18 protein-coding genes and 1 riboswitch are annotated in these 20180 nt (G+C 35.8%); of the genes, 12 read left to right on the top strand and 6 right to left on the bottom strand.

Features of this window, described 5'->3' with window-relative positions; all coding sequences use genetic code 11:
• Positions 1-60 precede the first annotated feature (60 nt).
• Positions 61-1482 (top strand): purine-cytosine permease family protein, encoded by a 1422-nt coding sequence (locus BM201_RS11375; RefSeq protein ID WP_092542719.1) that lies wholly within the window; start codon positions 61-63, stop codon positions 1480-1482.
• A 58-nt stretch (positions 1483-1540) separates the two neighbouring features.
• On the opposite strand, the gene BM201_RS11370 is transcribed toward BM201_RS11375, so the two are convergent.
• Genes BM201_RS11370 through BM201_RS11360 form a run of 3 tightly spaced genes read right to left on the bottom strand, consistent with a single transcriptional unit; the run spans position 1541 to position 5948 of the window.
• The gene (locus tag BM201_RS11370; RefSeq protein ID WP_175487028.1) at positions 1541-2944 is read right to left on the bottom strand and encodes a TolC family protein; all 1404 of its coding nucleotides are present in this window, start codon (positions 2942-2944) and stop codon (positions 1541-1543) included.
• A gap of 1 nt (position 2945) precedes the next feature.
• Positions 2946-4328, bottom strand: a complete 1383-nt coding sequence (locus BM201_RS11365; protein WP_092542715.1) for an HlyD family secretion protein — start codon at positions 4326-4328, stop codon at positions 2946-2948.
• 15 nt (positions 4329-4343) lie between these two features.
• Positions 4344-5948 (bottom strand): ABC transporter transmembrane domain-containing protein, encoded by a 1605-nt coding sequence (locus BM201_RS11360; RefSeq protein WP_092542713.1) that lies wholly within the window; start codon positions 5946-5948, stop codon positions 4344-4346.
• 432 nt (positions 5949-6380) lie between these two features.
• Between BM201_RS11360 and BM201_RS11355 the strand changes: the two genes are divergently transcribed.
• The 3 genes from BM201_RS11355 (at position 6381) to BM201_RS11345 (ending at position 10793) form a co-directional block, all read left to right on the top strand.
• Positions 6381-7463 (top strand): alkaline phosphatase family protein, encoded by a 1083-nt coding sequence (locus BM201_RS11355; RefSeq protein ID WP_092542711.1) that lies wholly within the window; start codon positions 6381-6383, stop codon positions 7461-7463.
• Positions 7464-7845: 382 nt separating this feature from the next.
• Positions 7846-7986: riboswitch (adenosylcobalamin (AdoCbl) riboswitch) on the top strand.
• Between the two features lie 104 nt (positions 7987-8090).
• Positions 8091-9065, top strand: a complete 975-nt coding sequence (locus BM201_RS11350; RefSeq protein WP_092542709.1) for a ribonucleotide-diphosphate reductase subunit beta — start codon at positions 8091-8093, stop codon at positions 9063-9065.
• A gap of 33 nt (positions 9066-9098) precedes the next feature.
• A complete protein-coding gene (locus tag BM201_RS11345; RefSeq protein ID WP_092542707.1) occupies positions 9099-10793 on the top strand; it encodes a ribonucleoside-diphosphate reductase subunit alpha in 1695 nt (564 codons plus the stop codon).
• Positions 10794-10863: 70 nt separating this feature from the next.
• On the opposite strand, the gene BM201_RS11340 is transcribed toward BM201_RS11345, so the two are convergent.
• The 3 genes from BM201_RS11340 to BM201_RS11330 all read right to left on the bottom strand — a co-directional run bounded on the left by BM201_RS11340 (position 10864) and on the right by BM201_RS11330 (position 12493).
• Positions 10864-11277: a hypothetical protein gene (locus BM201_RS11340; protein WP_092542705.1), complete on the bottom strand. Its 414-nt coding sequence runs from the start codon at positions 11275-11277 to the stop codon at positions 10864-10866.
• Positions 11278-11359: 82 nt separating this feature from the next.
• Entirely contained in the window at positions 11360-11779 is a 420-nt protein-coding gene (locus BM201_RS11335; protein WP_092542703.1) for a DoxX family protein, read from the bottom strand.
• Between the two features lie 144 nt (positions 11780-11923).
• The gene (locus BM201_RS11330; RefSeq protein WP_092542701.1) at positions 11924-12493 is read right to left on the bottom strand and encodes a hypothetical protein; all 570 of its coding nucleotides are present in this window, start codon (positions 12491-12493) and stop codon (positions 11924-11926) included.
• 610 nt (positions 12494-13103) lie between these two features.
• Between BM201_RS11330 and BM201_RS11320 the strand changes: the two genes are divergently transcribed.
• The 8 genes from BM201_RS11320 (at position 13104) to BM201_RS11285 (ending at position 20173) form a co-directional block, all read left to right on the top strand.
• On the top strand, positions 13104-13985 hold the full coding sequence (locus BM201_RS11320) for a helix-turn-helix domain-containing protein (protein ID WP_092542697.1): 882 nt from the start codon (positions 13104-13106) through the stop codon (positions 13983-13985).
• Between the two features lie 410 nt (positions 13986-14395).
• Complete coding sequence (locus tag BM201_RS11315; RefSeq protein WP_092542695.1) at positions 14396-14938, top strand: cupin domain-containing protein; 543 nt, start codon at positions 14396-14398, stop codon at positions 14936-14938.
• Positions 14939-15135: 197 nt separating this feature from the next.
• A complete protein-coding gene (locus BM201_RS11310; RefSeq protein ID WP_092542693.1) occupies positions 15136-15885 on the top strand; it encodes an SDR family NAD(P)-dependent oxidoreductase in 750 nt (249 codons plus the stop codon).
• A gap of 48 nt (positions 15886-15933) precedes the next feature.
• Positions 15934-16998: an NAD(P)-dependent alcohol dehydrogenase gene (locus BM201_RS11305; protein WP_092542691.1), complete on the top strand. Its 1065-nt coding sequence runs from the start codon at positions 15934-15936 to the stop codon at positions 16996-16998.
• Between the two features lie 35 nt (positions 16999-17033).
• Positions 17034-18146, top strand: coding sequence for an NAD(P)-dependent alcohol dehydrogenase (locus tag BM201_RS11300; RefSeq protein WP_092542689.1), 1113 nt, complete (start codon positions 17034-17036; stop codon positions 18144-18146).
• A 43-nt stretch (positions 18147-18189) separates the two neighbouring features.
• The gene (locus BM201_RS11295) at positions 18190-18588 is read left to right on the top strand and encodes a (R)-mandelonitrile lyase (RefSeq protein WP_092542687.1); all 399 of its coding nucleotides are present in this window, start codon (positions 18190-18192) and stop codon (positions 18586-18588) included.
• Between the two features lie 154 nt (positions 18589-18742).
• A complete protein-coding gene (locus BM201_RS11290) occupies positions 18743-19495 on the top strand; it encodes an SDR family NAD(P)-dependent oxidoreductase (protein ID WP_092542685.1) in 753 nt (250 codons plus the stop codon).
• Positions 19496-19606: 111 nt separating this feature from the next.
• Complete coding sequence (locus BM201_RS11285) at positions 19607-20173, top strand: DapH/DapD/GlmU-related protein (RefSeq protein ID WP_092542683.1); 567 nt, start codon at positions 19607-19609, stop codon at positions 20171-20173.
• Positions 20174-20180 lie beyond the last annotated feature (7 nt).

Genomic DNA, 20180 nt, shown 5'->3' with positions numbered 1-20180 from the left:
AATAAAGTAATAACAAAATAAAAGCTGAAAGCTAATTGCTGATAGCTAACATCTAAAAAAATGAGTCAGGCACAAATAGAAGAAGAAGTATTAACCGAAGAAGTTTCGGGAGAATTTGAACGCGAACGTGTTCCTGAATCCAAGCTAAAAAGTTGGAAAAGCTTTTTAGGAATGTATGCCGGTGAGCACGCCGCGGGAACAGAGTTTGTGATCGGTCCGCTTTTTTTAACTACCGGTGTTAGTGCTTTCGACTTGATCATTGGATTGCTTTTTGGAAATTTGATGGCGGTTTTAAGCTGGCGGTTTCTCACTGCAGAAATTGGCACCAAATTTAGATATACACTTTATTATCATTTAGAGAAGATATGCGGAAAACGCCTGGTTACAGTTTATAATCTGGCTAATGGAGTATTATTCTGCTTCTTGGCAGGAGCAATGATCACTGTATCCGCAACCGCGGTAGGCGTTCCATTTGATATGGAGATGCCGAAATTAACCGATACAATGCCTAACAGTGCTACTTGGGTGATTATCGTATTAACTATTGGGGCGGTAATCTCAATAATCGCGGCCAAAGGTTATAGCACGGTAGCGAAAGCCGCCAATTGGATGAGTCCGATTATCGTCCTTGCCTTTGTTATTTGCGGAATTGTTTCGCTAGTAAATTTAGACGTCCATAGTTTTTCTGATTTTTGGAATATTTGGGGTGAAGGAAGCGAACCTTTTCCTGGTCAAATAAAATATACGTTTTGGCACGTATTCTTGTGGTCTTGGTTTGCCAATGCAGCAATGCATATTGGGATGTCAGATCTATCCGTTTTTCGATTTGCCAAAAATCCAAGTTCTGGTTGGACAACAGCTGCAGGAATTTATATAGGGCATTATATTGCTTGGATCGCAGCTGCATTGTTATACGCCGTATACTTAAAATCTCCTGAAGCTCAGGCTATTTTAGCAAGTGGAGAAGCACCTTCGGTAGCACCAGGTCCGTTGGCTTATAATGCGATTGGTGTTTTCGGAATTATTGCGGTGATTCTCGCTGGTTGGACAACGGCAAACCCAACAATTTACCGAGCTGGATTAGCATTTCAGGCCATCATTCCAAAAGTTTCTACGGCTTGGGTCACTATCATTGCAGGATCGGTAGCAACAATCGCAGGATTATTCCCTGCTTTTGCAATGAAATTATTAGGTTTTGTAGCACTTTATGGGTTCATTTTAGCACCTATCGGAGCCATTATCGTTTTTGAATATTTCTTCGGAAAGAAATTTGGCATTCAATCTTTCTATGCTGAAAAATCGGGAACTAAATTTAATCAGGCGGTCTTTTGGGCTTGGGTAATAAGTTTTGGAGTATTCTACTTTATTTCAGTTCAATTCGATGTGTTCTTATCTTTTGTTACACTGCCCGCCTGGCTTTGCTGCGGAATTCTATATTTAGTTTTCAGCAAAATGCTGCAGAAGAAACCATTTGCAACTTAGAAAGTTATAATAATTTAAAAAAATTAAAGCGACTACTTAGATATGGTCACTTTTTTTATCAATCATTATCATACTCGATCCTAAGTGTTTCGAAAAGCTTAGCGATCGCAAGGTTTAATTCGTTGTTGATCTTATTCATTTTTAGAATAGAATCTATAAGTTTATTTTCCCGAGTATTAATGTAGAAAATGGAGCTTTCACCCATCTCGAATAGACGTTTTTCTGCTTCAACCATGATCTCACTTTCGTCTACAATATTTGTGACAATGGCCATTTGCTCCTGTAAACTAAGAATTTCCCTTTCGGTAGCCTTAATTTTGTTACTTAGCTTCCAGGCGTTTTCAGACAATTTATATTCAGCCTGTTCCCGTTTAACTTTTGACAATCGTAAATCACCGCGTTCTTTCCGAAGAAATAAAGGAAAACTTACTTTAACTCCGGCTTTATAATTATTCGTGTTGATATAATCTGGTTCGTCAATTTCTTCAGAAAGAAAATTATATTCAACATCGATCTTAGGTAAAAGTTTGTTTCTTTTTAATCGAATATCAAGATCATAAGATTCCAAATCATAATTTAAAGACTGTAATTTAGGATGATCTTCGATATCTGTTGCGTTTCCTAATAATTGCTCTATGCCAAGAACAGAAGTGAAGTCTAAGGTTTCTGGAGACGGAATCATACGATCTTCCAGTTCGATTGGGATATCTTCGATCCAAAGATAATTACTAAGCGCCAGTTTAGCTTTTTGAAGCTTTAATTGTGCTTGCTTAAGATCTAATCTTCGTTTTCTTACCGTAATCATTGTTTCTACAGTATCGATCGCTGGTGTTTCACCCAATCTACTGGAAGTTGAAATACCATCGAATCGAATGATCGCATTTTCCAAAAATTCGTCGTAAACTGTAGCATTTTGAAAATAATATACCCAATCTGCATAGGCTTTTGTAGCATCTGCAAGCACCTGGTTTACCTGTATATTTCTTTCTACCTGTGATTGTTGCTGAAAGATCTTTGCCTGCTTCAGATTATTCATTCTTTCGTTATAAAGTAAGCCCTGTGCAAGTCTAATATTTACACCGGCACTCCAAAGACCATCATTTGGTGTGGTGTTTTCTGGATTAAGATAATAACCTTCATTTTGTTCATAACCGGCTTTTAGATCAATACCATACCATGTGGGAACTTTAAAAGTTCCATGCCAGAGTGAATAATACTCGGTTCCATGAAAGTTCTTTTCTTTCATTCCACCTTCCAGTTTAGGATCAAAGGCTCCTCTAGATTTTAATAATTTTGCTTCTGCAGCAGAAAGATCAAGATTTGCCTGGGCAACAATAGGATGGTGTCTTTTAACCATCGCTAAAAATTCTTCCAGTGTGAAGATCTCCGATTCCTGCCCCTGTGCATTTCCGAAGAAAATAGCAAAAACCGAAAAGTAAACTAGACAAATAAACTTTCGCATGTTACTTATTAGCATCTTTGGAATCACTTTTTTTTCCGTCTTTTTCCTTTTCTGCGCTGGTATAATAATTAGGTGGAAATCCATTTAATTTTCGCCATAATTCATACCATATAGGCACATCATCCAGTAAAGCTAGAGTTCTGGCACCAGATCCTACCCGAAGTGCTTCTGGCCATTCGTGCTTATCTCTTTCTTTAAGATCTGGAGCAAGCAGAATTCGGTATTTACCGTTATCACTTATAAAATTTTCTATCGCAACTACTTTTGCTCCATAAGTACCAAAAGAGGCATTTGGCCATCCACTAAAAACGATCGCAGGCCAACCATCAAATTGTACTCTTACATGATCGCCAATATTTAGAAGGGGGAGGTCTATAGGCTCTACATAAGTTTCCACAGCAATATCGATATTAGAAGGCATAATGGTAACCAGTTTTTCACCTTCTTTAAAGGTTTCACCGATACCTTGTTTTAGCGCACGGTTAATGTAACCGTCCTGCGGAGCGCGGATATAATAAAGATTTTTTCGAATTTGGTAATTAGAAAGAGAATTTTCTAATTTAGAAACTTGTGCTGCAGCATCGAATCTTGACGAATTGGCCGTAGAGATCTCACCCTCGATCTTATTGATCTTATCGATATAGTTAGCTTCAATACGGTTTACTTCCATGATCGCATTGAGTAACTGATTTTTGCTACTTAGTAATTTATTTTCAAGATCGATAACCTTGGCCTGAGATTCTTGAAATTTAGACTGTTTTGTTTCAAGATCTAGCCTGGATTTAAGTCCTTCTTCGTAAAGCTCGGCAATACGAGTATATTGCCTGTCGGCTATGCTTAGGTTTACTTTCGCCGCTTCTAAAGAAATACTATCACTATTGATCTTAAGCTCGGCTTGCTTTCTTTTGTTTCTTGTTTGTTCTAATTTTAATTCACGCTCGCGATTTACAGCAGCTAACTGGCGCTGTAATGCTTCGATCTTTTGCCCGTAAGATTCTAAAGAACTATTTTTTGAAGTTAGCTGATCACCGGTTCTTTCTACAAGAAGCGGATCAAAATATTCATTTTTTACCTCAGCAATATGTAAAATTGTGTCTCCTTTTTCAACATAGTCACCTTCCCGAACATACCATTTTTGGATTTGTCCCGGGATTGGAGATTGCAGGGTTTGGGGTCTTTGATCAGGTTTTAGGGTAGTTACATAACCTCTACTGCTAATGGTTTGCGTCCAGGGGAAAAACAGTAGAATTAGTAAAAACACAAAAGTTCCTAATAAGATCCTGGAAAGAAGCTTGTGATGACTTCTTTTCACGATCTGAGAAAAGGCACTAAACTGCTCGAAGTTTACCTTTTCACCCAGTTTTGTATTAGAAAGATTAAGCATTTATTGTTTAATTTTTTATTTCTGTTCTAGGTATAGAGGTTCAAATTCGTCTAATCGATGTGCATCATCAGCAAGTAAAACACAGGTGTTTTCTCTTTTAATATGCTTCATCAGGGCTTGTTTATCATTTTCTGAAAGTATATATCCTTTCTCGATCATTAAAAATTTTGGATCTTTAAGTAAGGCTCTTATCAAACATATCTTTTTCGCTGTTTTTGCACCTATTTTTTTACTGCCAGAGAAAATATACGTGTTTAATGACTCCGGAAGTTTATTGATATGATCCAGAACATTAAAATCTTCTAGCATTTGGTAAACCCTATCTGAACTCATATTTGGATTACTCAGCGTTAGATTTTCCCAAATAGTTCCTTCAAAAATGCTATCGGTATTTAAAAGCAATGCGATCTTGTTTCGGTAATTATCCAGATTTACATTGGCGATCTCTTCCCGATTAAAATAAATTCGACCTTTTTTGGTCTTTTTCATCCCAGAGAGGTAATGGAAAAAGTCGTTCACTACAATTTCTGCACCAACAATATTAATAAGATCACCTTCATTCACTACTAAATCTGGAACAGTTGTTTTCTCGATATGCAGATTTTCAATTTTTAAAGGAAATAACTGCACATCATTATTATTCACACCAGTTTTACGATCTATTTTTTTAGAAGTTACTTCACTAATTTTTTCGACTGCAGTGACCACATCATAAATCGTTTCTAAGCTAAGCCCTATTTTTTCTACGGAATTAATAACCAGTACGATAATAATTTCAGCAGCAACAAATTGTCCAATATTCATTTGCTGATTAAGTACCAGTAAGCCACCAATTAAAAGCAATCCTAAAGTCACAATAACTTTAAAAACAACCATTTGCTTATACTGGTTCTTTACAGTACCGAAATGCGCCTGTCTATCTTCTAAATATTTCTGAACAAGTCTATTGTTTTTATTCTGCTCATATTCATCTGGAAAAATCTTGAAGGTTCTAAAGTTTGCAGCCACCTGCTGAATCCAAAAAGCAACATGATATTTCTTTTTGGACTCCAGGATACTTGTATCGACCGCTTTAGATAAGCTAAACTTAAAGATGATATAAATGAGGACTACTAATAGAATACCAAACGCAATAAAAAACGGGTGATAAAATGAAAGTAGTAAAAGACCAAAAATAATCTGAATCACAGCAGCAGGAAAATCTAGCAATAGCTTTTGTAAACCTTTTTGAAGCGTTAACACATCAAAAAAGCGATTGGATAATTCTGGCGGATAATAATTTTCTAATTCTCTCACTCGCATTTTTGGGAAGCGATAGATAAACTCGAACGAAGCACGTGTGAATACTTTCTCCTGAATATTCTCTACAAGATCTAGTTGTAAAACCTGTAGCGCTCCATTAAATCCAACTCCAAGAGTTACCAGGCAGGTAAGTAAGATCCAGGATGTAGAAACCTCTGCACCCTGAATTAAATTTATAATTGCCTGTATTCCCAATGGTAGGGTTAAGCTAATAAGACCTGCAAAAAGCGCGTAATATAGAACGTGTAAAATGTCACGTTTTTCGAGTTTTAGCAGGTTCCATAGTTTAGTCCAGGGAGAAATTGAACTTTTGGCCATATATAATTCAATGTTTTTTGTAACTGGTTAAAAATGATTGAAATAGGTTTTTCAATCGATAAAAGTAATTAAAAGTTGCGTTCTTTTCTAAAGCTTCAGAATTTTATAACATTTCTTCAGCTGCATGCGAAAATAGAGTGGGATTATTAAAAAATCTTTATATCGAGATTAAAATGCCATTAGAATTTCTTAATAACTACTAATTTATTACTCGATAATCGAGATTAAATGCTTCGAGGCTTGCCTCGGTACAAAGACGCTTTAAAAAAAATGCTTTATGGCTTGACCTGTGTAGTCTACTTAACAGGCTTATTTTGCTACGCTCTTCAGTAATAATTTTAATTTAATGTAAACTTACAATTTATTCATTTAGTAACGATTGAGTATCTTTTAAATTGCAAAAAGAATCATATTTCGCCTTATTTTAGCCATATGAAATTAGATCTTAAATCCCTTGTTTTTGGCTTTTTTATACTGAGTATTTCCCTGCAGGCTCAGGAAAACGATAAACTTATTATTATCACTTTAGATGGCTTGCGCTGGCAGGAACTATTTGGCGGGGCAGATTCTCTGCTGCTAAATAAAGATCGTTTTGTAGAAAATAGATCGGGTTTAAAAGATGATTTTTGGGCTGAAACTAAAGCAGAGCGTCGTGAAAAGCTATTTCCTTTTGTGTGGAATTTTATAGCTGAAAATGGTGTGATCTTAGGTGATCGCTGGGAAGGTAATAAAGTGAATCTAACCAATCGCATGGTATTCTCTTATCCTGGCTATAATGAAATTTTAACCGGTAAAGCAGATGATGATCATATAAATAGTAACGATAAAATTTATAATCCGAATAAAACGATCCTGGAAATCGCGAATTTCAGTAATAAGTATCGCCGTAAAGTTTTAGCTTTTGGAAGCTGGGATGTTTTTCCTTTTATACTGAATGAAAAACGGAGTGAAATTCCGGTTAATGCAGGATATCGATCTTCATTATCTAAAAATCCTTCAGAAAAAGCGCTGTTTTTGGATAAAATTCAGCAGGAAACACCAAAGCGGTGGGGCGGGGTAAGATTCGATGTTTTTACCCATAATTATGCAATGGAAGCTTTAAAGCACGAAAAGCCTGATGTTTTATATATCGCCTATGGAGAAACCGATGATTTTGCGCACGACGGTCGCTATGATGAATATTTAAGGTCTGCACATCGCACCGATAAAATGATCCAGGATATTTGGGAGTTTGTGAATTCAGATTCTTATTATAAAGGTAAAACGAGTATTTTGATCACCACAGATCATGGTCGCGGAGCAGGAACTGGAGAAAATGATACCTGGAGAGGGCATGGTACTTCAATTAAAGACGCAGATCAGGTTTGGATCATGGCTTTAGGAAATCACATTAAGTCTATAGGAGCATCGAGAAAAAATAAGCAATATTTTACCTCTCAGTTTGCACCAACACTTAATGAAATTTTAAAGCTGGATATTGAATTTGAAGAAAAGGCTCTTCCTGTTTTAGACTAAATTCCGAAATTCTAGAGCTAAATTGTTTATTTTTAAGCTACTGTATTTTATCTTCAGTTTTCGTGAAATTTTCGTTTTAGATAAATCAATTTCAAGTTGAGGTTTCTTTATATTTGTAATGCATTTACCCATGTCTTCACAAATAAGTAAATCATTATATTTTATTCGCTTACAGATTATTTAGAATTGCAAAGTTTACATTTTTTGTAAACAATTTAGCAATGTTGAAAAATTAATAATCTGATTTTCAGAATTTTAAAAATTAAAATATAAAACTTTAAAAATCAGCGGTTTCTGGATTGTTCACAAAATTGTGAATAAGTATGCTAAGATTTCTAAAAAAAGTGTGCTCTTAGATTGTAATTTTGATTTGAAATTATTGAACGAAATTTCATATGAATTTAAGGGGAATCATGTGCAAATCATGAGCTGTTGCGCAACTGTAAATTAGCGTTGCTGATAAGCCAGAACACCTTTTTTCGTTTCAATGACTTTTACTTTCGCATAAAAAGTAATGGTCGTGGATACTAAGATTCGACATTTTAAGACTAAAATCTTATCGAAGATCATCCTTCCATTTCATTTTATGCTCTTGGTTTTTTGTTTCATAAATAACACAACAGCAGTATGAGTATTTTTGATAAACGGCTAAATTATAAGCCCTTTGAGTATCCGGGAGTTTTAGATTTTACAGATGCTATTAACCAATCTTTTTGGGTACATTCTGAAGTAGATTTTACCGCAGATGTACAAGATTTTCATTCACATTTAACCGTAGGAGAAAAAGACGTAGTAAAAAAGAGTTTGCTAGCGATTGCACAAATTGAAGTTGCTGTAAAATCATTTTGGGGAGATTTATACAAACATTTACCAAAACCAGAATTTAACGGATTAGGAAGTACTTTTGCTGAATGTGAATTTAGACATTCACAGGCTTATTCGAGACTTTTAGAAGTTTTAGGGTATAATAACGAGTTTGCGCAGGTAGTAGAAGTTCCTGCGATTAAAAAACGTATCGCCTATTTAACTGAAGCTCTAGAGCATACCAAAGCCGAGGATCCTAAAGATTACGTTTCTTCTTTGATCTTATTTTCTATTTTGATTGAAAACGTATCACTTTTTAGTCAGTTTGCTATTGTGTTATCCTTTAACCGTTTTAAAGGAGTGATGAAGAATGTGAGTAATATTATCGCATGGACTTCAGTAGACGAACAAATTCATGCTAATGCCGGGATCTATATCATTAACCAGATTCGTGAAGAGTATCCAGATTACTTCAACGAAGAAATGATTCAGAAATTAACAGATGTAGTTACCAGATCTATTGAAGTTGAAGAAGAAATTATCGACTGGATTTTCGAAAATGGTCAGTTAGAAACCATTAATAAAAAGAATCTAATGGATTTTATGAAATTCAGATTAGATGATAGTTTACAAAGTATTGGTCTTCCAAAGCAATATAATATTACTGCGGCCGAATATCAGCCAATGCTATGGTTTGAAGAAGAGGTTTTTGCAAATAGCTTAGACGATTTCTTTGCAAGACGTCCTGTAGATTATACCAAGCATGACAAAAGTATTACCGCATCAGACCTTTTTTAAATAATCGCCAAAAATTAAATACCTGAAACTCCCATGACAACGAACGTAGAAACTCAGCCTTTAATCGCAGACGAACCAAAGAATAAAAGACTTTGGTGGCTTAATGATGAAAGTCAGCAAATCCTTAATCGTGGTTACTTGCTAAAAGGAGAAACTGTAAAATCTGCTATCGAGCGTATTGCAAATGCATCGGCAAGAAGATTATATAAGCCAGAACTTGCTGAAGCTTTTATCGAAATGATAGAGCGAGGTTGGATGAGTTTAAGTTCACCAATTTGGGCAAATATGGGAACCGAGCGTGGTTTACCAATTTCATGCTTTAATGTTTATGTACCAGACAATATCGAAGGAATCACGCACAAACTTGGTGAAGTAATTATGCAAACCAAAATTGGTGGTGGTACATCTGGATATTTTGGAGAATTACGTGGTCGTGGTAGCGCTGTTACCGATAATGGGAAGAGTAGTGGAGCGACAAGTTTTATGAAACTTTTTGATACTGCAATGGATACCATTTCTCAGGGAGGTGTTCGTCGTGGTGCTTTTGCAGCCTATTTAGATATCGATCACCCAGATATTAAAGAATTTTTGGAAATTAAAAGTATTGGGAATCCTATTCAGAATTTGTTCTACGGTGTTTGTGTGCCAGATTACTGGATGCAGGAAATGATCGAAGGCGATATGGAAAAACGTGAAATCTGGGCGAAGGTGTTAGAAAGCCGTCAGCAAAAAGGTTTACCATATATTTTATTTAAAGACAATATTAACCGATTTAAGCCACAGGTTTATAAGGATAAAAATAGAACCATTCATTCTAGTAATCTTTGTTCTGAAATTGCTTTGCCTTCTACGGAAGACGAATCATTTATCTGTTGTTTATCATCGATGAACCTGGAGCTTTATGATGAATGGAAAGATACTGAAGCCGTAAAGCTAGCGATCTATTTCTTAGACGGCGTACTTCAGGAATTTATCGCAAAAACTGAAGGAAATCACTATTTAGCTTCAGCAAATAGATTCGCAAAAAATCACCGTGCGCTTGGTTTAGGAGCGATGGGATGGCATTCGTATTTACAGAAAAACAGAATTCCTTTTGAAGGAATGCGAGCAAAAGGTCTAACGCACCAGATCTTTGAAGATATTAGCGCTAAAGCTACCAAAGCCAGTAAAGAGTTGGCTACCATTTATGGCGAGCCAGAAATTCTTAAAGGTTATGGATTGAGAAATACGACTTTGATGGCAATTGCGCCAACAACTTCGTCTTCTGCGATCTTAGGACAAACTTCACCAGGAATCGAACCTTTCAGTAGTAATTATTATAAGGCTGGTCTTGCGAAAGGAAACTTTATGCGTAAGAACAAATATCTTAAGCAATTGCTTGAGGAAAAAGGTTTGGATAATGAAGATACTTGGAGAAGCATTATGCTAAATCATGGTAGTGTTCAGCATTTAGAAACTTTAACCCAGGAAGAAAAAGATATCTTTAAAACCTTTAAAGAAATTAGTCAGTTGGAGATTATTCAGCAGGCATCGGTAAGACAGAAGTTTATCGACCAGGCGCAGAGTTTAAATCTTAATATTCCTGCGGGAGTAGCGGTAAGAGATGTGAACCAGTTAATGATCGAGGCCTGGAAATTAGGCGTAAAAACTTTATACTATCAAAGAAGCCAGAGTGTTTCTAAAGAATTTGTATCGAACATTGTAAATTGTTCGAGCTGTGAAGCTTAATTACAAATTGAAATAAAATTAAAAAGCCACCTGAAAAGGTGGCTTTTTTGTTTTTTCAGATTCGAAACAACTAGTTTCTTTTATTAATCTTTTCTCTTTCGATATCCATTTGTTCTTGAAAATGTTCTTCAAGAATTTTCTTTTCATCAATGCTTAAATTTTCCGAAAAACCGATACGATCATAAAAATTGATCATTTCATCCTCTATATGAACCAATATGACAACAGGATAGCCTTTTACATCTTCCAGAATTTCAAAATTTTCTTCTATTCCGCTAAGAGGTTGGTCGCGGTCTAAAAAATACTTGTAATGTACATCCTTGGCTACGTGAAGATCATAAGGATCATCGGTAAGCGGAGCATGTGTGACTAGGCCTTGTACTTCGTAAAAATCATTTTCATTATAATCAGTATATTTTTTTTCTTCCTTACAGGAAATAAGAATAGAAGAAATCACGATTAGAATTGCTAAAATCTTTTTCAAAATTAAAGTGCTTTTTGAGAAGCGTAAAAGTAACTTTTTGTTTGAGCTAACAAAAATAATTAGCCTTGAAATAAGTCTCTTCTCAATTTTTCTTACTTAATAAATGTTTTAAAGCGTCTGTAGACCATAAGGCCCAGAAGATTAAAACAGGCTGAAAGAACAATCTAATTAGCCTTTTTTGATCGGTATCCAAACCAAAAGCATCAATTCCGTTAGTGTACTGAGAAATGTTTCCTGGGAAAATCAAAATATAAAATATGGCCAGTAAAATACCGATTTTTACTTTTTTGCTTATCCAAAAGATTAGGCATAATCCTAAGAAAATTTCTACGATTCCTGAAGCAAGAACAACCACATCCATAAATTCCTGAAAATTTGGTAGCCACCTTGGCACTTGTGCTTGAAATTCTCGCCGTTGAAAAGTAAGATGGCCAATACCGGCAAAAGTCATCATTGCACCTAAAAGAACGCGCATAATATTTTGAAAAGTTGAAGTTCTCATTTTTTTAAATCTTTTAAGATTAAATCGTTTGCGATATAAATATAAGTAAATTTATAATATATCAATAATTTAGTTCTTAGTTGTTCAAATTAGACGTTTACAGAAGATTTCTAAGTGCGTTTTTTTACTAAATTTGAGTTCTGTCTATTCAAATATTTGATATTTATCCCTAAAAATTTCGATAAGTGTCGCAACTGCCTTTGTTTCATCTACTTCTGGGATTTTTTTGTAGTAAGAATCAGGTAAAGCATAACTTATCTTGTTGTATTTTTGATCTTTATCTGTCCAGATCTCAATTTCGTCGGATTCTCCTAAGACTAAAAAATGATCTTCCAAAAGTTCAGTTCCATTTCCAAGATCGGCTTCCAAAAAAGTTGAAAATTTATATTGAATATCTTCCCAATCTGGTAAAAAGTGTATTTTGGTTTTTAAGACTTCAAACCAAAGACTATCATTTTGCAGGGTTTCAAGATTGATCATTTCTTGATCGTTTTGGTATGCTGTATAATCAATATTCCAATCCTCATTTTCGTCTTTAGTCATTTTCACCTTCTCTTTTTTATTACCGGTATGGCCAATGCGAGTTATTGTTAATGCAGTAAAAGAAGGCTTATTTATCGACTTTTTAATGCTATCGTTGTCGCCATAAAATATCTTTGCATTGCAAAAATTGATAGATAAGAGTAATGCGAGTGAAAAATAAATTGCTTTCATAGGAAATGATTTCGTATTAGATATTATGAAATTGAGCGTTTGGAAGACGCTCCTGAAATATACCTATCATCTTTGCCCTATCTCGATAATGTATATCGGATAGATCAAAATTGTACGTTTTACCATTAGATTTAATAATTTCTAAGGTTTTATTATTGCAAGTACAAGCTGCTACTTTCGGAAATGGAAAATGTGCATCTTTAAACCATTTTAGCCGAATATTGATACCGGCTTTATTCCAATTTACCGTGCGTTTATAAATAAAGTATTTTCCGAAAAACATCAGCTGGTAAATAAAGAAAGCTTTATCAATAATAACTTCATAAACACCAAGACGTTCTCCAAAAGTAGCCGAAGTAAATAATAGCGCTATAGAAGCAAATACTATGATAGTATTAAACCAATTATCTAGTCTGTCAAAAAAAAATGCGCTTCATCTGCCGAGGTTTATCATAAATATAATCAATATTTAATAATTAACGGTGGGTGATAAAATTTTTATCAGAGATCATCTAATATCGTTCAAAGGCTGTGCTGTTCTTTTAAGTATTAATACAAAATTATGAATAGCAACTCCCTATGGTCGTTTTGAAATTCTTAATTTTGTAATATGAACGCAACATCAAGAAGATCGGTATCTGAGTTTAATAACGAATTAAAATTAAAAGGTTTTAATGTATTTAGGATTGAAGATGATAGCTCTTCAACAAAAATATATAGCCGTAAGGATTTTTATAAAATCTGTTTAACGACAGGGCAAAGTGTAATTCATTATTCAGATAAAAGTTTTAAGACCGATGGTGAAACCGTGCTGTTTTTTGGGAATCCACACGTTCCATATTCCTGGGAAACACTTTCCAATAAATACGTAGGATATACCTGTTTGTTTTCAGAAGAGTTTTTGATGTTATCAGATCGTTCAGAGATGCTGCAACAATCACCATTATTCAAGTTAGATGGTACTCCGGTATTGCGAATCTCGAATGAGCAACGTGTTTTTTTAAATTCGATGTTCGAAAACATGATTAGGGAACAACAAAGCGATTATAGTCAGAAAGACGATGTAATTCGTAACTATATCAATTTGATTATGCATGAGGCGCAAAAATTAGAGCCTTCTAAAAATTTTCAGCAAAATCAAGATGCGTTGTCCCGACTTACAAACGTATTTTTAGAGCTGCTAGAACGACAATTTCCTATAGAGGGGATCGATCAGCCTTTAAAATTACGTACCGCAAAAGATTACGCGAATAATCTGGCCGTGCATGTAAATTACCTTAACAGGGCAGTGAAAAAAGTTACCGGTTATCCAACAACCTCACATATAAATAATCGAATAATCAACGAATCTAAAGCCTTGCTACTGCATACCGATTGGAGTATTAATGATATTGCTTATTCCCTCGGGTTTGATTATCCTACTTACTTTAATAATTTCTTTAAAAAAGCCACGGGAACTAATCCGGGTTCTTTTCGTAAATCAATCGCTTAGGTAATTGTTTTATTGATTGAATTCTACATTTAATTCTGAATCTATATTGTATAATTTCAGCTTTCATTTTATAAAAGTTGCTGAATTCCTTAGTGGATCAAGTTTATAATATTCAAACCACTTCTGAAATATTGAGTTTGTTTTGAAATACCGAAATATTTATTCAGTATACGTACAATCTCACCTATTAAAGCTTGTTACTTGTTTTTTAAATTATTATATCTCAATTTATTGTAATCGTGTTTGTTATGCGAGATTCGATTTAACAGTTCTTTACGATTTTATATTGTAATTTTTAAGACGCTTAGATTGAAATTCTTACTTTTTGATTTGAATTTTATTACTATACAGCTTGGCTTTCCCAGTATCTTTGTGTAAGATTTAAAAACTAAAAACCAAAATAATTAATTATGAAAAAGATTAACCTTAGAAATTCCTTACTAGCAAGTTCATTATTTAGTGTGTTGCTATTAGGAAGCTGTAAAGAGAATACTTCAACAGAAACTAGTGAAGTAGCTTCAGAAGAAACGGCACAGACAGAAACTTCAACTTCAGAAGACAGCGATCTTGATTTTATCTTTCCGAAGGGAGATAAAGGACCAGAGAAAAATTTTACGGGTAATGCATTTAATGTTGGTTTGGTAGCACCAGATTCTACGTATACCACTGCGGTTGGAAATGTATATTTTGAGCCAGGCGGAAGAAGTAACTGGCATACGCATCCGGGCGGACAAATTTTAATTATTACCGACGGGAAAGGTTATCACCAAATTGAAGGTCAGCCAAAAGAAATTATGGAAAAAGGTGACGTAATTAAATGTCCACCAAACAAAAGACACTGGCACGGTGCAAGTGAAGATACCGGCGTTCAGCAAATGTATATCGTTCCAAATACTGAAAAAGGTATTGTAGAGTGGATGGAAGCTGTAACCGATTCAGTTTATACAAAATAAGAAAGTATTTTAATAAATCTCGGAGCACGCCTGTAGGGCATTTCTTGAAAATGTCTTTATATTGAGGTAAGCCTCGTAGTATTTAATCTCAATTATCAAGGGAAATCAAGATCTCAAGTAGAGATTTAGAAAAACGTATTTCAATTTTTCATTGCTTCGATATAAAGCTTTGATGAAATGAATTAAAAGAAAACAAAATGAAAGATAAAGTAGCACTGGTTACCGGTGGTTCAAAAGGAATGGGCGAAGCAGCAGTTAGAATTTTTGCTGAAAAAGGAGCTTCTGTTGCCATTTTAGATGTAGATATCGAAGCTGCAGAAAAACTCTCGGCTGAATTAAACGAAAACGGAGCAAATACAATTGCGATAAAGTGTGATGTTTCTAGCGAAGCACAAGTTGAAAAAGCGATTGCACAAGTTGTTGAAACTTACGGAAAATTAGACGCTGCATTTAATAATGCAGGTATTCAAATTCCGGCTCAGGATATTACAGAAACTAGCGAAGAAGATTACGATAAGATCCTAAACGTAAATTTAAAAGGAGTTTGGTTGTGTATGAAACACGAGCTTATTCAGATGAAAAAACAACAATCTGGAGCCATAGTTAACAACTCTTCTTTAGCAGGTAAAGTTGGTGTTCCCGGTAGAACTCCGTATGTCGCTGCAAAGCACGCAATATTAGGAATCACCAAAAGTGCCGCAGCAGATTACGCTTCACAGGGTATTCGTATTAATGCGGTTTGCCCGGGTACAATTGAAACTCCAATGGTTAATGATATGGTGAATAGCGGTGATCTTAAAAGAGAAGATTCTATAAATGCTGCACCAATTAATCGTTTAGGAAAAGCTTCAGAAGTGGCAGACGCGGCGGTTTGGCTATGCGGTGAAGAATCGACTTATGTAATAGGTCAATCTATCGCGGTAGATGGTGGATATACCATTTTATAAAATCGAAAAAAAATAATAAGGGAAAAGAATAAAAGGAAAAGAAAAATTATGAGTGCAACAGTAAAAACAAAGGGTTACGCAGCAAAAGACGAATCAGGAAAATTGAGTCCTTGGGAATTTGAAAGAAGACCTGTTGGAGATGATGATATTCTTATCGATATCAAATTTGCCAGTATTTGTCATTCAGATATTCATCAGGAAAAAGGACACTGGGGAGAACAACAATATCCGCAGGTTCCGGGTCACGAGATCGTAGGTGTAGTAGCTGCTGTTGGTAAGAACGTAACTAAATTTAAAGTTGGTGATCGCGCAGGTGTTGGATGTATGGTAGATAGCTGTATGGAATGTGATCACTGTAAAGGTGGTGAAGAGCACTATTGTGAAAACGGAGCTACAAAAATGACTTACGGAATGCCTTCTGAAGCTGAACCAACCGGAATTACGCAAGGTGGTTATTCAGATAAATTGGTAGTAAGAGATCATTTTGCAGTGCATATTCCAGATCATATTAGCTTTGAAGAAGCCGCTCCACTTTTATGTGCAGGGATCACGACGTATTCTCCATTAATGAAAGAACAATTTGAAATAGGAGATAAAGTAGGTGTTGCCGGTATTGGTGGTTTAGGTCATATGGCCGTAAAACTTGCAGTTTCTAAAGGAGCTGAAGTTTATGCATTTACGACTTCAGCAGACAAAGTTGAAGATATTAAATCTTGGGGAGTAAAAGAAGTGATCGTTGTTGATGAAGAATTAAAAGCGCTTCAGAAATATGCGAAAACCGTAGATTATATGATCTCTACGATTCCTTACGAATTTAACTTAGGAGCTTATGTTGCTTGTATCAAACCAGGCGGAACTTTTACCTATGTAGGAATGCCTAAAGCATCTTCAATCACAGTAAATAATTTAGCGCTTGCAATGGCAAAAGTAAATTATAACGCATCATTGATCGGCGGAATTCCAGAAACTCAAGAAGTAGTTCACTATTGTGCAGATAACGGTGTTTTACCACAGATCGAAGTCATTAATGCTTCAGAAATTAATGATGCCTGGGAAAAAGTAGTGAACAAAGATGCACGTTACAGATACGTGATCGATGCAGCAACTTTTTAATTATTAACTCAAAATCACTTAAAAATTCATATAAAATGAAAAATAGAATATTCAGTCTGATGTTGTTGATGGTATCAGCAATGTCTTTCGCTCAACAAAGCGAAGCTATTCCTGCCATTGGTTTAGCAACTAAAGCCAATTCAAACTTTGAAAGAATTGAATTTGAACGTCATCCGGTAGGAGACAGCGATATCGAAATTGAAATCTTATATGCAGGGATTTGCCATAGTGACTTTATGGTGAAAAGTCAACCAAATCAGGTAATTCCCGGTCACGAGATCGTAGGTAAAGTAACTGCAGTTGGTGACGATGTAAAAGATTTTAAAGTCGGTGATTACGCCGGAGTTGGTTGTATGGTAAATTCTTGTGGCGAGTGTAAATACTGTGAAGCCGGGAAAGAGCAATATTGTGCAAACGGAACCGTGTTTACGTACGGTTATCCAGATCGTTTTCACGGTGGAGAAACTACTCAGGGTGGATATTCTAACATCATAACTGTTTCAGATGAATTTGCGATCAACGTACCGAAAAGTGCAGATATAAAACGTACCGCTCCACTAATGTGTGCTGGGATCACAACTTGGTCACCAATTAAATTTAGTGAAGTTGAAAAAGGAGATGTTGTTGGTGTTGCCGGTTTTGGAGGTTTAGGTCATATGGCTGTTCAATACCTGGTAGATCTAGGAGCAGATGTTACTGTTTTTGATATTACCGATGAAAAAGCTTCAGATGCTAAACGTCTTGGAGCGGTAGATTATGTGAATGTAAAATCGACCGAAGATTTTTCAGCATTATCAGATAAATTCGATTTTATCATCAGTACAATTCCGGCAGATTACGACCCGATGATGTATGTTAAAATGCTAAAAATGGATGGTGGTGAACTAGCCATCGTTGGTTTACCGGCAAACGCAAGCATCCCGGTTTCTCCCTTAGTAATGCAATCTGCTCATAGAAGAGTTTATGGTTCATTGATCGGCGGAATCCCGGAAACTCAGGAAATGTTAGATTATTCGATCAAACATAATATTTATCCTGAAGTAGAAGTAATTAAAGCTGAAGCTACTGAAGTAGACGAGGCTTACAAAAATATCGACGAAGGAAAAGTGAAATTCCGTTACGTGATCGATATGCAAACTATCAAGTAATTAATGAAGAATAACTCGAATTTCGAGTAAAAAGTAGAAGATTATGGATATTACGAAGAATAAAAACATCGATTCTGTAAAAGGACCAGAAGATTATTTTACCGGAAGCGTAAGATTAGATCCTTTATTCAGTCAAAAAGAAGATATCACAAAAGGAGCCGGAGCATTGGTGACTTTTGAAGCCGGAGCAAGAACTGCGTGGCATACGCATCCTGCCGGTCAAACCTTGATTATCAATTCTGGTGCTGGTTGGGTACAACGTGAAGGCGGCCCAATCGAAGAAGTTGGTCCTGGTGATGTGGTTTGGTTTCCACCAGAAGAAAAACACTGGCACGGAGCTTCTCCGAACAAAGCAATGAGTCATATTGCGATTCAGGAAGAGAAAGACGGTAAAGTGGTAGACTGGTTAGAAAAAGTTTCAGACGAACAATACCAAAAATAGATTTTAAACAGCTGCCTCGGGAATGTTCTCGAGGTAGTTTTTTTAAAGCTATTTTGAATCGAACCAAAAATACTTCCGAAGAAAAAAAATTTCGGAAAAACTTCAAATTTCACCTTTTAGAAAATAGGTGAGTTAAACCAAAAAAAGAAAAGTTATGTTCAATTTTAAAGATAAAGTAGCCATTGTAACCGGTGCCGGTAGCGGTATGGGGCTTGCAGCAGCCAAAGCTTATGCAAAAGCAGGCGCAGCAGTTGGCTTAGTAGATATTAACGATACCACAAAAATAGCTGAAGAGATCGAAGCAGATGGTGGTAAAGTCATCGCGATCAAATGTGATGTAAGCGACGAGCAAAGCGCTAAAGAAGCGGTGAAGCAGGTGGTTGATAAGTTTGGTCGTTTAGACTTTGCATTTAACAACGCAGGGATTCAAAACGATGCTAAAGATATTGTTGAAGTAAGCGGCGAAGAATACGACCGAACTTTAAATATCAACCTTAAAGGAGTTTGGAATTTTATGAAATACGAACTCGAGCAAATGGGGAAACAAGAAAGCGGTTCGGTAGTGAATAATTCTTCTTTAGGAGGCCTTGTTGGTGTTGCTGGTCGTGGTGCGTATCACGCGGCAAAGCACGGTATTCTTGGACTTACCAAAAGTACGGCTTTAGAGTATGCTGATAAAGGAATCAGAATCAATTCGATTTGCCCTGGGATTATTGAAACTCCAATGGTAACCGAAATGTTAGATCGCGAGCCAGATGCAATGGATTATTTAATCGAAGCGGTTCCTGCAAAACGTTTAGGTAAAGCTGAAGAAATTGCAGATGTGGCAATGTGGCTTTCTAGCGATTATTCAAGCTATGTTACCGGGCAGGCCATTCCGGTAGATGGAGGTTATACTTCTAAATAAAAAGCTGAAATTATGTAAATTCAGAAGTAATTTTTTCTGAAATAAAATTTAGGAAATGCTAGTAATTTAATTGCTGGCATTTCTTACCTTAAAACAAAGATTAGATAATTTATGAGTGCAACTAAGAAAAATATTTTCGAGCGATTACTGGCTAATGAAGTGATCCCGATGGACGATCCCGATTATGGTGATGTTCGCGTAGCAGTTGAAGAAACAATGGACTTAAATCTAAAACTGAATAATGCTGAAGGTCTAGATGAAGTACGAAAATATCTGAGAGAGATCATAGGCACTGAAGTCGACGAAACCACCACTTTGTTCACTCCGTTTTACACCAATGTGGGCAGGCACATCAAATTGGGAAAAAACGTATTTATCAATCACGCGTGTAGTTTTCTGGATCTGGGCGGAATAGAAATTGAAGACAATGTTATGATTGGTCCGCGTGTGAATATTTCTTCGGAAAATCACCCTACAGAAATCGGAAAACGAAACACGATGGTTCCGCAGAAAGTAACCATTAAAAAAGGAGCCTGGCTGGGCGCAAATGTAACGGTCTTACCCGGAGTAACCATTGGTGAAAATTCAGTAGTTGCAGCCGGAGCTTTGGTCAATAAAGATGTTGAGCCCAACAGTGTTTACGCCGGAATTCCTGCCAAAAAGATTAAAGAATTATAAAATTGAG

This window comes from Zunongwangia mangrovi (genome assembly GCF_900112105.1).
Lineage (GTDB): Bacteria > Bacteroidota > Bacteroidia > Flavobacteriales > Flavobacteriaceae > Zunongwangia > Zunongwangia mangrovi.
Note: the sequence above shows the minus strand (reverse complement) of the source record. Positions and strands in the feature narration are given on the sequence as shown.